At 72.3% G+C, this 15,362-nt stretch carries 11 protein-coding genes; 3 read left to right on the top strand and 8 right to left on the bottom strand.

All coding sequences use genetic code 11. The annotated features are described in order from the left end of the window. Positions 1-10 precede the first annotated feature (10 nt). The 6 genes from pgfA to AC6EH9_RS06915 all read right to left on the bottom strand — a co-directional run bounded on the left by pgfA (position 11) and on the right by AC6EH9_RS06915 (position 9,037). Positions 11-988 (bottom strand): cell envelope lipid trafficking protein PgfA, encoded by a 978-nt coding sequence (pgfA, locus tag AC6EH9_RS06890; RefSeq protein WP_498421765.1) that lies wholly within the window; start codon positions 986-988, stop codon positions 11-13. A gap of 122 nt (positions 989-1,110) precedes the next feature. After that, positions 1,111-2,265 carry a glycosyltransferase family 4 protein gene (locus tag AC6EH9_RS06895; RefSeq protein WP_498421766.1) on the bottom strand — a complete coding sequence of 385 codons (1,155 nt, stop codon included), beginning with the start codon at positions 2,263-2,265 and terminating at the stop codon, positions 1,111-1,113. A gap of 8 nt (positions 2,266-2,273) precedes the next feature. Continuing rightward, entirely contained in the window at positions 2,274-3,053 is a 780-nt protein-coding gene (locus AC6EH9_RS06900) for a glycosyltransferase (RefSeq protein ID WP_498421767.1), read from the bottom strand. A 96-nt stretch (positions 3,054-3,149) separates the two neighbouring features. After that, the gene (locus tag AC6EH9_RS06905; RefSeq protein WP_498421768.1) at positions 3,150-3,290 is read right to left on the bottom strand and encodes a hypothetical protein; all 141 of its coding nucleotides are present in this window, start codon (positions 3,288-3,290) and stop codon (positions 3,150-3,152) included. Positions 3,291-3,327: 37 nt separating this feature from the next. Further along, positions 3,328-4,998, bottom strand: coding sequence for an MmpA family trehalose lipid delivery protein (locus AC6EH9_RS06910; protein WP_498421769.1), 1,671 nt, complete (start codon positions 4,996-4,998; stop codon positions 3,328-3,330). Beyond that, a complete protein-coding gene (locus AC6EH9_RS06915; RefSeq protein WP_498421770.1) occupies positions 4,982-9,037 on the bottom strand; it encodes an alpha-(1->3)-arabinofuranosyltransferase domain-containing protein in 4,056 nt (1,351 codons plus the stop codon). Before AC6EH9_RS06915 ends, AC6EH9_RS06910 begins: the two co-directional genes overlap by 17 nt. Positions 9,038-9,126: 89 nt before the next feature. On the opposite strand from AC6EH9_RS06915, the gene AC6EH9_RS06920 reads away from it, so the two are divergent. Continuing rightward, positions 9,127-10,371 (top strand): lipopolysaccharide biosynthesis protein, encoded by a 1,245-nt coding sequence (locus AC6EH9_RS06920; RefSeq protein WP_498421771.1) that lies wholly within the window; start codon positions 9,127-9,129, stop codon positions 10,369-10,371. 57 nt (positions 10,372-10,428) lie between these two features. Here AC6EH9_RS06920 and polA read toward each other — a convergent pair whose 3' ends face one another. Then, a complete protein-coding gene (gene polA / locus AC6EH9_RS06925; RefSeq protein WP_498421772.1) occupies positions 10,429-13,140 on the bottom strand; it encodes a DNA polymerase I in 2,712 nt (903 codons plus the stop codon). A 64-nt stretch (positions 13,141-13,204) separates the two neighbouring features. Here polA and AC6EH9_RS06930 point away from each other — a divergent pair, with 64 nt between their 5' ends. Beyond that, complete coding sequence (locus AC6EH9_RS06930; RefSeq protein ID WP_498421773.1) at positions 13,205-13,675, top strand: hotdog fold thioesterase; 471 nt, start codon at positions 13,205-13,207, stop codon at positions 13,673-13,675. 57 nt (positions 13,676-13,732) lie between these two features. Here the strand turns inward: AC6EH9_RS06930 and AC6EH9_RS06935 are convergent, their stop codons facing one another. Continuing rightward, positions 13,733-14,308 carry a GNAT family N-acetyltransferase gene (locus AC6EH9_RS06935; RefSeq protein WP_498421774.1) on the bottom strand — a complete coding sequence of 192 codons (576 nt, stop codon included), beginning with the start codon at positions 14,306-14,308 and terminating at the stop codon, positions 13,733-13,735. A 139-nt stretch (positions 14,309-14,447) separates the two neighbouring features. Here AC6EH9_RS06935 and AC6EH9_RS06940 point away from each other — a divergent pair, with 139 nt between their 5' ends. Next, positions 14,448-15,194: a DUF554 domain-containing protein gene (locus AC6EH9_RS06940; RefSeq protein WP_498421775.1), complete on the top strand. Its 747-nt coding sequence runs from the start codon at positions 14,448-14,450 to the stop codon at positions 15,192-15,194. Positions 15,195-15,362: the final 168 nt, after the last annotated feature.

Genomic DNA, 15,362 nt, shown 5'->3' on the forward strand with positions numbered 1-15,362 from the left:
GGCCCCGGGATCACTTGTTGAGCGGGACCGGGTCTCCGCGGTGGGTGGTGCTCTCCCCCGGCTCCTGCTCCTGGCGCCGGGCGAGGAGCACGCCGGCGACGATCAGGATCAGGCCGAGCAGCAGCGCCACGAGCGGGAACGTGCCGTGCATGCCGCCGAGCAGGAGCGCCTTGCTGCCGTACTCGTCGACGTTCTCCTGCACCTGGTCGTCGGTGTAGTTCAGGACGGCCTCGGTGGTGGTGAGCAGCTCGCCCTCGTACTCGAACTGGCTGTGCTGGTCCTCGGTGCGGTCGATGATGGCACCGGTCACCGGCTCCACCCACATGGTGCGGGTGTTGCGGTAGAGGATGTTCGCCTCGACGGTGTCCTCGTCGGAGTTCAGGATCGAGCCCGGGACCCAGCGGGTGCCGACCTCGGTCTCGGGGATCGTCTGGACGAACTTGTAGGTGTTGAGGCCCTTGATCTCCTCCTCGCCCTCGTACTTGGCCGGGGTGGCGTCGCGCAGGTCGCCGTCCCAGAAGTCGTAGTCCTTCTTCTGGGTGTCGAAGGGGAACTTCAGCACCTGGCCCTTGCGGGTGACGACCTCGACCTTGCCCTCCTCGGCCTCCTCGAAGGTGTCGCAGCAGTCGACGCCCGCCCCGGAGACCTCGTCGAAGGCGACCCGCTCGGCGCTGCGCGAGCGGACGACGCCGTCACCGTCGGAGACCGACTGCGTGCCGCTGTAGATCAGGACGCCCTCGGGGGCGTCCTTGGTGGCCTCGGCGTCGCTGACCGTGCGGTTGACGGCGGAGAGGTCGGTGGTGAACGTCTCGAGCACCTCGGGGTCGCTGTCGAACAGCGTGGCCCCCTCGGCCTCGAGCTTGGTCACGGAGTTCTGGTCGTCCGGCGCGACGGCGAGCGCCGGGTAGGCGTAGAACCGCATCAGGGCGGCAGCCACCAGGAGGAAGACACCCAATCCGACGAGGATGGGGCCGATTTTTCGACGCATGGGGGTGGTTCCCTCTCACTCATGCGGCACGCGAACCACTCGCGGGCCGTTTGGCGTTTCGTTGGTTGTGGTCAGATGGCGGGCGGCGGGGTCCGACGCCCGGGAACGGTCAGTGGCGGCGCTCAGCGGCGCCGGGCGAGCTCCTCGGCGACCAGCTGGCGGGTCTCGGCACGCATCCGGTGCCAGCTGAACGTCGAGGCCCACTCCCGGCACGCCTTGAACGTCTGGGCGCGGACCTCTGGTTGGTCGAGCTCGGCGAGGGTCACTCGCAGCTGCTCGGTGATGCGGAGGCTCAGAGCATCGGAGTCCCCCGGGATGTCGGGGACCAGCCACCCGGTCTGCCCGGGACGGATCGAGTCGCGCAGTCCGGGTACGTCGCGGGCCACGGTCGGCACGCCGTACCCGGCCGCCTCGACGACGACCTGCCCCCAGCCCTCGAGATCGGAGGCGCACACGTGCAGCCCGCTGCGGCGCAGCAGTGTCGCCTTCTCCTCCTCGGGCAGGAAGCCGTGCAGCGTCACCCGGTCCTCGAGGCCGAGCTCGGCGACCAGCGCGCGCAGCGACTCCTCCTCGGGGCCGCGCCCGCAGATGTCCAGGCGCAGGGCGGGCCGTTCCTGGGCCAGCGCCCGGACGGCCCGGATCACCAGCCCCACCCGCTTGTGCGGCACCAGCCGGCCCAGCACCAGGAGCCGGTCCGGATCCTTGTCCGCGACATGGACCGCCTCGTCGGCGGGCACGCTCGCGCCGTTGGCGAGGATCTCGATCTCGCTGCGGAAGCCGAGCAGGTCGCGCATCTCCTGGCGGGTGGACTCCGAGACCGCCACCGTGCGGGTGCGCGCGTAGACGCGCGGCATCAGCCACCCCTCGAGGAAGCGGCCGAGGAGTGCCAGCGGTCGGGGGAAGTAGGCGTCGAACTGACGCAGGTGGACGTGGTGCACGACCAGCACGACCGCGGTGCGGCGGCGCACGAACAGCGGCGCGAAGGAGGGGATCCCGCACTCGGGGTCGATGACGACGTCCAGGCTGCGACGCCGGGTGAGCAGGTACCAGACCACCCAGAAGTAGTAGGTGAACTGGCCACCGCGTCGGCGCACCGTGATGCCGTCGACGACCTCGACCGCGCGGTCGCCCGGCTCGCGGGCGGTCACGAACTCGACCCGGGCACCCTCCTCGTGCAGCGCACGAGCAGCCTCCCAGGCATAGCGCTCCGAGCCGCCCGCGAGGGCGTGCCCCAGATCCCGCCAGTTCAGGACCGCGACGCGGGTGCCGGTGACCACCTCGGACCTCAGCCTTCGGCTGCGGTGGTCGCCGGGACGGCGACGGCCGGGACGAGCGAGGCCACCCGGGCACCCGAGCGGACGTCGCGCAGACGCCAGGCGATCAGCGCCAGGTCGCGGAACGAGCCCGCGCCGTCTCGCGCCGGGTCGAAGGTGGAGCCGGGTACGTCGGTCCACACGACCGGGAACTCCGCGATCCTCGCCCCGCCGGCTCGGGCGCGGGCCAGAAGCTCGACGTCGAAGGAGAAGCCGGTGGTGCGCACCTCGGAGAACACCGAGCGGGCGAGGTCGCCGCGCATGACCTTGAAGCCGCACTGGGTGTCCTGCACCCCCGGCACGATCTGCGACGCCACCCGGCGATAGGCCAGGGCGCCCTGCTCGCGCAGCCAGGAGTGACGCGCCTGGGTGACCGAGCCGCTGACCGCCCGCGACCCGATGGCGACGTCCGCGCCCACGGCCAGCAGGCGCCAGGCCTCGTCGATGGCCTCGAGCGCGGTGGCGCCGTCGGCGTCCATGAAGCCGACGAGGTCGGCGTCGGTGGCCGCGGCGCCCGCCCGCACCGCGGCGCCCTTGCCCGGGGTGGGGCAGGAGATCACGCGCACCGGCAGGGCGGGGCTGTGCGCCGCACGCGCCCGGTCGGCCGTGGCGTCGGTGCTGGCGTTGTCGACGACGATCACCTCGACCCCGCCCGGGATCCTGCTGCGGCCCGCCACGTAGTTGCGCAGGTCACGCAGGGTGCGCGGAAGTCGGTGCTCCTCGTTGAACGCAGGAATGATCAGTTGCAGCAAGTGACGGCCCTCCCATCCGTTGCAGCAGGGACGGCGCGACCCCCGGTCGCGTCGTGTGGTGGGCGAGGGCCGAAGCCCCGCATCGGGTGCGGAGGTCTACTCGTCCGCGTAGGTGTAGAGCTCGGAGGAGGAGACGGGCTCGCTCTCGCCGCTGGACTGGTAGAGGTTCACTCCACCGACCAGCGTGACGCTGGCCAGGACGCTGCCGGCGACGGCGGCGATAAGACTGTTGATCACGGGGATCCTCTCTAGAACATATTTCAGTGGCCGAAGACTACCTGGTGTGACGCAGTCGTGTGACCAATGCCGCACCAACGACCAGACCAGTGAGTAACATAGCGCCCAGGACCGGCAGATGGGCAGAGTCCGGCGGAGAATTCGACTCCGGTCTCCCGAGGTCGATCAGTCTGAGTCCGTGTCCGTCGTGGACCACCTCCCCCGCCGGCTGCCGCCCGATCCGGTGCCCCTTCTCGATGAGCACCCAGCGCACGCCCTGCGCACGCAGCGCGGCCGCCTGGTCGGCGGCGTCGAGAGCCTGGGCGATCCGCCCCAGCGCCGGGTCCTCGGAGGCGATCACCTCGTCGCCGAGCAGCACCCGGTCGTCGATCAGCACCTCGCCGGGGAAGAACCGCGGCGCGGGGTCCAGCACCGCGCGGTGCTCGTTCCAGTCGAACCCCCGGTAGCTGCCGGTCCAGGGCAGGACCACCGTGCGGGCCGGCCCCTCCCGCTCCAGCATCGCCGCCACGTCGTGCCACTCCTCGGGGTAGTCCACCGGCTCCAGGGCCCCGGTGGCGCCCCAGGCCAGGCTCGGCAGCAGCAGCACGGGGAGCACGGCGATGAGGGCGAGGACGCCCAGCAGCGCCTCCCTCCCGGGTCCGGCGCGCTCGCGCAGCCAGACCAGCGCCGCCGCGAGGCCGGGGAGCAGCACCAGCACCGCCGGAGCCAGGAACCGGTGCGAGTCGCGCAGCATCGCCAGCCCGGGCAGCCACTCGGCCAGCCGACCCATCAGCTGCGCTCCCCCGGGAGCCGCCGCGAGCAGCGCCACCAGGAAGGACACCGCGGCGACGACCCCCAGCGCTACGAGCACCCGGGGCGGCTCTCGGCGAGCCGCGTGCCGCAGCCCGAGCAGGGCGACCACGGTGAGCGCGCACGAGATGAGCACCAGCACGGCGCTGGTGCGCTCGACCGGGTGCACCGAGCCCTTCCAGATGCCGCCGAGCGAGAGCAGGCTGGCGAGCAGCCCGGCCGAGGACTCGCCACGGGCGGCGAACGCCTCGAAGCCCTCGCCGGTGGCGGCACCCGCCGAGACCGCGAGCACTCCCGGCACGATCCACGGCAGGTTCGTGGCCAGCCAGAGGCCACCGGCCACCGCGCAGGCGGCCCATCGACCGGCAAGCAGCACCCCGGCGACGAGACCGGCCATCAGTCCCGAGGACGGGCTCGCCACGGCCGAGAGGGCCAGCGCCAGCGCCAGCGCGGGCCACCCCCGCCGTACGTCCTCGCGCAGCGCCAGCGCCGCCAGCACCACCCACGGCAGCAGGCAGTAGCCCAGCACGGTGGCCCACTGGCCGATCAGCAGGCGCTCGGCCACCCAGGGGTTCCACACGAAGAGCACGCTCGCCCCGGCCTGGGCGTACCAGGGATACGCAGGGAGCATCCGGTGCACCCCGAGCACCCCGGCCATGACAGCGCCCCCCAGCAGCAGCCGCTGCACCAGCCACCCCGGCACCACCTGGGTCAGCACCGAGATCACCGCGTCCATCGGCACCGCACGCGGCACCGAGCCGTCCAGCCCGAGCCAGGCGTCCTTCCACGGCTGGCGCGGGACGAAGACCATGTCGCCGCGCAGGGTGTAGCCCTCGAGCAGCAGCACCGGGCCCAGGACCGCCACCGCCAGGATGATGCCGGTGACGAGCCCGCCGAGGGTCCTAGCCGAGGGGAGCACGCCGAAGCCGGAATCCGAGCGGGAGCACGGCGATGGTGAGGGCGAGGGCCGCCCCGAAGCCGGTGAAGACGTCAGCGACGCCCGGTGGGTAGGCAGGCTCGTTCGCCACCGCGACCGCCCCGATCACGACCCCCGTGAACAGGGCCGCCACCAGCACTGCCAGACGCGTGCGGGGGGCTCCGGCGAGGACGACCGCGAACAGGGCACCGCCCAGCGCAGCCGGACCGCCCAGCACCGCTGCGATCGCCACACACGCCAGGGCCGCGACGCCGCCACGCTTGCCGCGCCCGCGGCGTCGGCTGCTCCTCCTGCGCCCCGGCCGCGTCGTGCCCGACGCGGGTCGGGGCGCCACCAGGTGTCGCACGAGTACGACCAGGGCTGCGAGGAGGACGGCCGCCAACAGCACGAGCCCGCCGACGAGCCCCGTCCGGTACGACTGCTGGGGGGCGAAGGTGATGTCGACCTCGCCACGCACGCCCTCGGGCACACGCCAGCCCTGCGACCAGCCGTCCACCCGCAGGGGCTCCAGCTCTCGCCCGTCGACCCTCGCCACCCACCCCGCGTTGAAGTTCCTCGGGGTGGAGAGGATCGCCTCGGGTCCGTCGCTGATCCTGATCCGGTCCTGGACCGAACCGGTGTCCAGCACCTCCACATCCCTGGTCGGCGACACCGCGGTGCGCCTGCGATCCTGCGCCAGCAGCTGCAGGGAGACCGGTTGGAACTGCTCGGTCGAGCGCAGCTTGACGCGGTGCTCGCCCGGGGTCAGCCGCACCGGGCCCTCGCACGGCTGCACGGAGAGCTGCCCACCCGAGACGACGTCTCCCAGATAGCCGTCGACCTGGGTCGGGTACTCCCGGCCGTCGATCTCGAGGATCGGTCCCCAGCCGCAGACCGCACCACTGCGCACCGCGCCGTCGACGGGCGCGCTACCTGACCGCGCACCGTCCGGGCCGCTCAACCGCACTTCCGAGGCGCCCAGCGCGATCGCGGACTCGTCGTCGGGACGCGAGAAGGTGATCTCCAGCCGCTTCGCCGTGAGGGGCTCGAAGATCGCGAACTCAGTCAGGTCGACGACCCGACGCTGTCCGCCACCACGGATCGTGACGCTCGTCGGCGCCCGCCCCGGCGCGGGCGGTGCGTCCACCGAGATCCGGTCGAAGGTGCGGGCCTTGGGCCAGGTCAGCGTGAGGGTGGGAGTCCGGTCGGCCGGCGAAGCAAGCCACGCAGTCGACACGTCCCCGTCGTAGGCCATCCGCGGTGACACCGCGGGCTCGAACTCGAACCACGACGTCCCCGTGCCCGAGAGGCCGGTCATCGGCTCCAACAGGTTGGCGGTGCCCCGGCGCGACCTGGCCACGGCCAGCCCGTTGATCTCCCAGGTGCCCCGCTCGGGCACCACGAAGGTCCGGTCGATCCCCCCGGACTCCTCGCTGCCCCGCCCGCGGAAGAGCGAGCAGTCCGCGTTGAGCAGCGTCGTGATGCAGGAGCGGGTCTCGGGACGAGCCCTGAACAGGTAGCTCGCGTCCCCCCGCGCCCGGTCCGCCGGCATCTCGAGGGTCCGGTCGAAGACCACACCCGGGACCTCGATCTCCGCCACCCCGACCGGCGCACTGGAGTCGGGCCTGGCCACGGCGTCGACCTCCAGGCGCACGGTCCGAGCCCGCACGCCGTCCAGGTCGATGCGGGTGATCCCGGTGATCGGGTCGGCCTCTGCGGAGAACACCCGGCCACCGGCCCGGACACCCCACCGGGTGACCGCGTTGGACGCGGGATCGTCGAGTGGCGAGGTCACCGTGATCGAGGGCACCGTCCGCTTGCGCCCCAGGTCGAGCTCCAGCCATTGGTCGGTCGCCTCCACGAGGTACCCGGACTGCCATTGGGTGGTGAGGTCCCCGTCCAGCGCCCCGAACGGCGCCACCTCGGGGCGGACGGGGCCCAACACCTGGGCGTAGCCGCTCGAGGTCGAGGCGACGATGCCGCCGAAGCCGCGGTAGCGCGCGATCACGGGCTCGGCCCCGTCGGCGGCGGGATAGTTGCCCACGACCCGGCCGATCTGGACCGGGTCCTGCGGGGTCATCACGGCGCTCTCCGCGTCGTGGACCCGCCCGAAGTTCCTCTCCCTGAGGCGATAGCCGTCGGCCACGACCTCGGCCTGCTCGTCCCAGCCGGTGTCGCCCTGCACCATCACCGCCTGGTCGTCGTCCACCAGGCCCGCGCCCACTGCGGCCAGGGCGTCCTCGACGCTGCTGGTCACAGTCACCGCGTCGTCGGCGTCGCGCAGCTGGTAGCGCGCCGGGGCGCCGCCGTCGACCTCGAAGATCTCGACCATCGGTCCGAGGTCGCCGGCCCCGAAGTGCGCGGCACGCGTGATGCCACGAGAGCGTGCGAGCGCGATCGCCACCATCGACGAGAGCGGCGCCTCGGACAGCTCCTGGTCGAGGTCGTGGCGAACGACGATGCGCCCGATCCCGACCCGCTGCAGGATGGTGCCCAGGTACGGCGAGCCGGTGCCGGTCTCGAGCAGCTCCTCGAGCCACGTCATCATCCGGATGGACGCGGCGGGGGTGAGCGGGACCTGAGATCGGGTCACCCACGGCGCCGTGCCCAGCACCTGAAGAGGCTCCTCCATGGTCCAGCCCCACGACTGGATACCGAAGCCGGCCCCGGGCACCACCCAGGCCGCGCCCTGGTCACGACGCTCATCGAGGTAGTCCGATGCCTCGGTCCAGTACGACGGGACCGCGCGCCAGCCCGGTGTCCTGGTCTCTCCGCGCACGATCGGCCACGCCATCGCGGTCAGGGACGCCACCATGGCCAGGCACAGGGCCCCTGCCAGCACGGTTCGCCCCGCGCTGGGGCGGGGTCGTCGACGTGGAAGCGCCGCGATCAGCTCGCCGGCGATCACCCCGACGCCGAAGGCCAACGGGACACGCAGCACCGCGTCCACCTTGTGGACGTTGCGCAGCGGGGCCAGCGCGCCGTCGAGCAGGTCCTGCACGACGGGGTTCAGCCAGCCCGACCCCGTCCCGGTGTGCGCCAAGGTGAGGCAGATCAGTCCGAGCGCGGCGGACAGCACCAGGGGCATGCGATAGGCGCCCCGGTACCGGCTGAGCCCCAGCAGGCCCAGTGCCGCCAGCGCCCCGCTCGCCAACACGATCCAGGGGTTGAAGGAGACCTCCCAGCCGGCCGGCCACCAGGGACGTCCCGCGACGACGATGTAGTTGACCCAGTTGCTCCCCCCGCGCAGCGAGGAGGCGAAGCCCGCCGTGGACGTCGTGGTCGGAGCGTCCTCGACGTAGTCGAAGAAGGCCGGGCTGTACTGCCCGAGGGTGAGCAGGGAGACGGCCCACCACAGGCTGACCGCCGCGATCGCGCCTCCCCACCACAGCAGGAAGGTCCAGCGGGTGCGGCCGCGCAGCACCGCCCACAGCACGAAGATCGCCACCACCGGCAGTACGGCGGCGGTCGCGGTCCCGTTGACCCCGCCGGCGGTGGCGAACGCCGCCGCGGAGAGGATCGCACCGGACTTGGGCCCCATCCGGTGGGTGGCCACCAGCACCACGGGAAGCATCGCCCACGGCACGACCGCGGTGGGCAGGATCTCTGCCGAGCGCACCCCGAGCTCGGAGACGATACGCGGGCTCAGCCCGTAGAAGAGGCCCGCCAGCGCCGCGGCGCCGGGCGGCAGCGACATGGCGCGGCACAGCCAGCGCATTCCCTCGCAGGCCAGGACCAGCAGCAGCAGGGACCAGAGCCGCTGGGAGAACCAGTCCGGAAGCCCCAGCGCGTCGAGGCCCGCGAAGTACAGCCCCTGGGGGAAGAGGTAGCCGTAGGCCTGGTTCTGCAGCTCGCCCAGCGAGACCCGGGGATTCCACAGCGAGAAGCTCGACTGCAGGAAGCCGCTCGGGTTGCCGGTCAGGTCGAGCCTGGTGTCCGACGTGGTGGAGCCGAACTGCTCGATGAAGATCGAGAGACCGAGCACGACATAGACGAAGAGGCACCACCAGGAACTCGGGTGCCAGGGCTTTCGGACGCTCATGTGGGGACCCACTGTAGAGGGCCGGGCGTGCCACCGCTGGGAGTCGTCCGGACGCGGTGGCGCCGGGGTCCTGTGACACACTCCGGCCCGTGGTGAACACCAGGCGCAATGTGGGGGCGTTCATGCGCAGCGGCGGCTCCATCGCCGTCGCGATGGCGGTGATGAACCTCGCCACCTACGGCTTCACGATGCTGGCCGCTCGCCTCCTCGGGCCCCGTTCCTACGGCGCGCTCGCCGGGTTGATGGCCACCCTGCTCGTGGTCAGCGTGGTCCAGCTCGGGCTGCAGGCCACGGCCGCGCGCCGGATCTCCGCCGACCCCGAGCACGTCGCGCAGATCGAGGACGTGATCATGCGGGTGACCGTGCGCGGCGCGATCGCGCTCGGCGTCGTGATGCTGGTGCTCTCACCGGTGGTCAACCTGGTCCTGCGCCTGGACCACCTGCCCACCGCGATGCTGGTCGCGGTGGCCGCGGTACCGCTCACGCTGATGGGCGGCCAGGCCGGGATCCTCCAGGGCGAGCGGCGCTGGTTCCCGCTGGCCCTGATGTACGTCGCCAGCGGCGTTCCGCGCCTGCTCCTCGGCATCGCCCTGATCCTGTGGCAGCCGAGCGCGACCAGTGCGATGCTCGGCGTGACCCTCGGGGCCGTCGCCCCGGTGCTGGTCGGCTGGTACGTCCTGCGCGGTCGCCGGACCGGCGGGCGCAGCAGCCTCCACGCGGCCGGCGCGGTGGTGCGCGAGACCGTGCACAACTCCCAGGCGCTGCTGGCGTTCTACGCCCTGTCCAACATCGACGTGGTGGTGGCGCGCAACGTGCTCGACGACCACGACGCCGGCTTGTACGCCGGCGGCCTGATCCTCACCAAGGCCGTGCTGTTCCTGCCCCAGTTCGTCGTGGTGGTGGCCTTCCCCGAGATGTCCTCGCCGCACGAGCGTCGCCGGGCGCTGACCCGCAGCCTGGGGCTGGTGGCCGCGCTGGGTGCCCTGTGCACGCTGGCGGTCGCGCTGCTGCCCGGGCTGGCGATGGTCTTCGTCGGCGGGGTGGACTACGCCGACGTCGAGTCACGGCTGTGGCTCTTCTCGGTGCTGGGCACGGTGCTGTCCATGCTCCAGCTCCTCGTCTACGCCGTGCTGGCCCGCCAGGGGCAGCGCTCGGTCTACCTGGTCTGGGCGGCCCTGGCGGTGCTGGTCGCGGCCGGCCTGTCCACCACCGGTCTCGGCGCCCTGCTCGCGGTGGTGGTCGGCGCCGACGTGCTGCTGCTGGCGATGCTGCTCGCCGTCAACCTGCGCCGCCGCAACGCGCCGGAGCCGGCTGAGGCGCCGCCCACCCAGTGAGCAGCGCGCTCACTGAGCCGCCCTCAGTGAGCCGCCCCGCTCAGTGAGCCGCCCCGCTCAGTGAGCCGCCTCGTGCCAGCTGCGTCCGGTGCCCACCGACACGTCCAGCGGCACGGTCAGGTCCGCGGCGCGGCCCATCTGCTCGCGCACCAGCGCCTCCAGGCTCTCGCGCTCGCCGGGCGCCACCTCGAGCACGAGCTCGTCGTGGACCTGCAGCAGCATCCGCGAGCGCAGCCCCTGCTCGGCGAGGGCGGCGTCGACGTTGAGCATCGCGACCTTGATCAGGTCGGCGGCCGAGCCCTGGATCGGCGCGTTGAGCGCCATCCGCTCGGCCATCTCCCGGCGCTGGCGGTTGTCGCTGGTCAGGTCCGGCAGATAGCGCCGGCGCCCCATGATCGTCTCGGTGAAGCCCGAGCGCCGTGCCTCGTCGACGATGCCGCCGAGGTAGTCGCGCACCCCGCCGAAGGTCTCGAAGTACTCGTCCATCAGGCCCTGGGCCTCCCCCGGCCTGATCCGCAGCTGCTGGGCCAGCCCGTAGGCCGAGAGGCCGTAGGCCAGGCCGTAGTTCATCGCCTTGATCTTGGCGCGCATCTCGGGCCCGACCGCGTCCGGCTCGACGTCGAAGACCCGCGCGGCGGTGATGGAGTGGAAGTCCTGGCCCGAGCGGAACGCCTCGATGAGCAGCTCGTCCTCGGACAGGTGCGCCATGATCCGCATCTCAATCTGGCTGTAGTCGGCCGTCAGCAGGCAGTCGTAGCCCTCGCCGACCACGAACGCCTCGCGGATGCGCCGCCCCTCCTCGGTGCGCACCGGGATGTTCTGCAGGTTCGGGTCGGTGCTGGAGAGCCGGCCGGTGGCCGCGATCATCTGGTTGAAGGTGGTGTGGATGCGCCCGTCCGAGGCCACCGTCTTGAGCAGCCCCTCCACCGTCTGGCGCAGCCGGATCACGTCGCGGTGGCGCAGCAGGTGCTGCAGGAACGGGTGCTCGGTCTTCTCGAACAGCTGCTGCAGCGCGTCGGCGTCGGTGGTGTAGCCGGTCTTCGTGCGCTTGGTCTTCGGCATGTTCAGCTCGTCGAAGAGCACCACCTGCAGCTGCTTGGGAGAGCCGAGGTTGATCTCCTTGCCGATGACGTCGTAGGCGTCCTGCGCCGCCGTGCGCACCTCGTCACCGAAGTGCGACTCCAGGCTCTCCAGGTGCTCGACGTCGACGGCGATGCCGGTCTGCTCCATCGCCGCGAGCCGGTCGACCAGAGGCAGCTCGACCTCGGCGAGCAGGCGCGTCCCGCCGTGCTCCTCGACGGCCTCGTCCAGCGCCTCGGCCAGGTCGAGCACCGCCCGGGCGTGCAGCATCGCGGTGTCGGAGGCGCCGGTGTCGTCGACGCTGTCGAAGCTGAGCTGACCGCTGTCGGCGGACTCCTGGCGCAGCTCGCGGCGCAGGTAGCGCAGGGTGAGGTCGGCGAGGTCGTAGGAGCGCTGATCGGGGCGGACCAGGTACGCCGCGAGCGCGGTGTCGCTGACCAGGCCGCGCAGCGGCCAGCCGCGTGCGGCCAGGGCGAGCATCGGCCCCTTGGCGTCGTGCAGGACCTTCGCGACCTCGGCGTCGGCGAACCACGCCGCCAGCGCGGCGTCGTCCTCGGGGCTCAGCGCGGCGGTGTCCACCCAGGCGGCCGTGCCGTCGGAGGCGGCCAGCGCCACCGACCAGATCTCGCCGGTCCCGGCACGCCAGCTGCCCTGTACGGCGACGCCGACCCGCGCCCCGTCCGTGGCGCGCCCGTGGGCCTCGAGCCAGCCGGCCACCTCGCCGGGGGCCAGCCTGCTGCCGTCGAGCTCGAAGCCGCCCTCCTCGACCAGCTCCTCGGACTCGAGGGTCTCGAAGAGCCGGTCGCGCAGGACCCGGAACTCCAGGCCGTCGAAGAGGGTGTGCACCTGCTGACGGTCCCAGGGACGACGCAGCAGGTCGGTGGGCGACGCCGGCAGGGCGAGGTCGCAGACCAGGCGGTTGAGGTGACGGTTGCGGATCACGTCGCCCAGGTGGGCGCGCAGGCTCTCGCCGGCCTTGCCCTTGACCTCGTCGGCGCGGGCGATGACGTTGTCGAGGCCGTCGTAGGTGTTGATCCACTTCGCGGCCGTCTTCGGGCCCACGCCCGGGATCCCGGGCAGGTTGTCGGAGTCCTCACCGACCAGCGCCGCCAGCTCGGGGTAGCGGTGCGGCGGCAGGCCGTACTTGTCCTGGACCGCCTCCGGCGTCATCCGGGCCAGCTCGCTCACGCCACGCATCGGGTAGAGCACGGTGGAGGTCGGTCCGACCAGCTGCAGGGAGTCGCGGTCGCCGGTGAGGATCAGCACCTCGAAGCCCTGCGCCACCGCCTGGGTGGTCAGCGTCGCGATGATGTCGTCGGCCTCGTAGCCGTCGAGCTCCATGTGCGGGATGTGCAGCGCGTCCAGCACCTCCTGGATCAGCGGGAGCTGGCTCTTGAACTCGTCGGGGGTCTTGTTCCGCTTGGCCTTGTACTCCGGGTACTCCTCGAGGCGGAAGGTCTGGCGCGACTTGTCGAAGGCGACCCCGACGTGGGTCGGCTCCTCGTCGCGCAGCACGTTGATGAGCATCGAGGTGAAGCCGTAGACCGCGTTGGTGTGCTGGCCGGTGCTGGTGGAGAAGTTCTCCACCGGCAACGCGAAGAACGCGCGGTAGGCCAGGGAGTGGCCGTCGAGCAGCAGCAGCCGCGGACGGTCGGCGGGGGCGTCGGGCGAAGGGGCGATCTCGGGCACCCGCCGACTCTATCGGGGACCACCCCCGCTCCCGGCGACGATGGGGTCGGCCACAATGGCGGCCATGAGCCACGCCACTCCCCCCGCCCAGCCCGCGCCCGACGCCGACGGCCACCTCGACGTGCACGCCTACCTCGCCTCCATGCCGCACGGCATGGGCGGCCTCAACGACAAGATGGGCATCGAGCTGCAGGAGGTCTCCGCCGAGCGGGTGGTGGCCACCATGCCCGTCGAGGGCAACACCCAGCCGTACGGCCTGCTGCACGGCGGCGCTTCGGTGGTGCTCGCCGAGACCCTGGGCTCGATCGGCTCGGCCATCCACGCGTACCCGGACCGGCTGGCGGTGGGCGTCGACATCAACGCCACCCACCACCGCTCCGCGACCTCCGGGACGGTGACCGCCGTGGCCACCGCGATCCACCTGGGCCGGACCAGCACCGCCTACGAGATCGTGGTCAGCGACGAGCGCGGCAAGCGGATCTGCACCTCGCGCATCACCTGCGCGCTGATCCCGACCGAGCGCCTCAACGGCTGAGCCCGGCACGGCTGTGCACGTCGGCGGCCGAGCGCGTCGCCGATTCGCGCGCGGCGCTCAGCCCTGGGTGACCTCGGAGCGGCGCATCGAGCGTCGCGCGGCCAGCAGCTGGCCCAGCGGGCGGTTCGTCGTGGTCCGGGCGAACGCCGGCCGCTGGGCGGTCAGCTTGGCGCGGGCCGCGGCGGTGGGGGCGATGCGCAGCACCGCCTGGGGGGCGAACGCGAGGCGGGCCATGAATCGGTTGGCGTCGCGCGAGCTGCTGAACGACGCGGTGGCGATGTGCGAGATCCCCTTCTCCTCGGCGAAGACGACCGCGGCCTCCATCAGCGCCCGGCCGACGCCGCGGCGGCGGAACTCGGGGAACACCTGGGGCGAGAGCGCCTGCACGACCGGCTCGAGGTTCAGCGCCGACAGCGTGGTGGCCTGCAGGTGGACGCCGCCGGCGAGGTGCCCCTCGCACTCCGCGACGACGATGCGCAGGTCGGGGTCGGCCGCCGCCCGGGCGAGCAGCACGTCGAGGTCGGCGGCGCGCTCGACGCGCTCGCCGCGGCGCAGGGTGTCGGCCCACAGCTCGGCCAGCGCGACTGCATCCGCCGGTGTCGCATCACGCAGGATCACGGTCGACCGTGTCATCGCAGCGCCTCCTGGGGTTCGGTCCGCGCAGACACCACGGTCTGCTGCCTCAAGGGAAATAAGACCACGCCAACCTCCCCCGAGTGCAGTCCGGGCGATCACACTACGCTCAGGCCACCTTCGCTGACAGAGGAGTCCCGTGTTCGTCGGAATCGGCACCGTGGTCAACGTGCTCGCCGTCGCGCTCGGGACCCTGCTCGGGGTCCTGCTCGGCAACCGGCTGCCGGCCCGCACCCGCGACGTGGTCACCGACGGCCTCGGCCTGGTCACGCTGCTCATCGCCGCCACCACCGCCCTCGCCGTGCTCGACGGGGCCCTCAGCTCGGCGGTCGGCGACAACGCTCCCCTGCTGATCGTGCTCGCCGCACTGCTCGCCGGCGGCATCTGGGGGTCGGCGATGCGCCTGGAGCAGCGTGTCGAGCAGCTCGGCAGCTGGCTGCAGCGGCGGCTGCGGGCGAGCAGCGACTCGGGTGAGCGCCAGCGCTTCGTCGAGGGGTTCGTGGCCGCCTCGCTGCTCTTCTGCACCGGACCGTTGACGATCCTGGGCTCGCTGAACGACGGGCTGGGCAACGGCGCCGACCAGCTCTTCCTCAAGTCCGCCCTGGACGGCTTCGCGGCCCTCGCCTTCGCGGCGTCGTTCGGCTGGGGGGTGGGCGCCAGCGTCGTCACGATCGTCGTCGTCCAGGGTGGTCTCACCCTCGCCGGCGTCGGCATCGGCGAGGTGCTCCCCGACGCGCACCTGGCCGCGATCTCCGCGGTCGGCGGCCTGCTGCTGGTGGGGGTCGCGCTGCGCCTGCTGCGGATCCGCGAGATCCCGGTCGCCGACCTGCTGCCGGCGCTGCTGCTGGCACCGGCGCTCACCCAGCTGGTGGTGCTGGCGCGCTGACGCCGCGGCGCGTCGCGCGCGGAGTGCGAGCACATCTGTAATCCCATTGTTGCCGCGCGGACCCCCACGACGGGCCCTGCGGCCCTACTGTGTTCCCCCAAACCCCGGCCACCCGGCCGTGCGGTGAGTCGGTCGGTCCAGCGACGCAGTCGTCGGAGTCACCGCACC

Source organism: Nocardioides sp. Z21_20 (assembly GCF_059766585.1).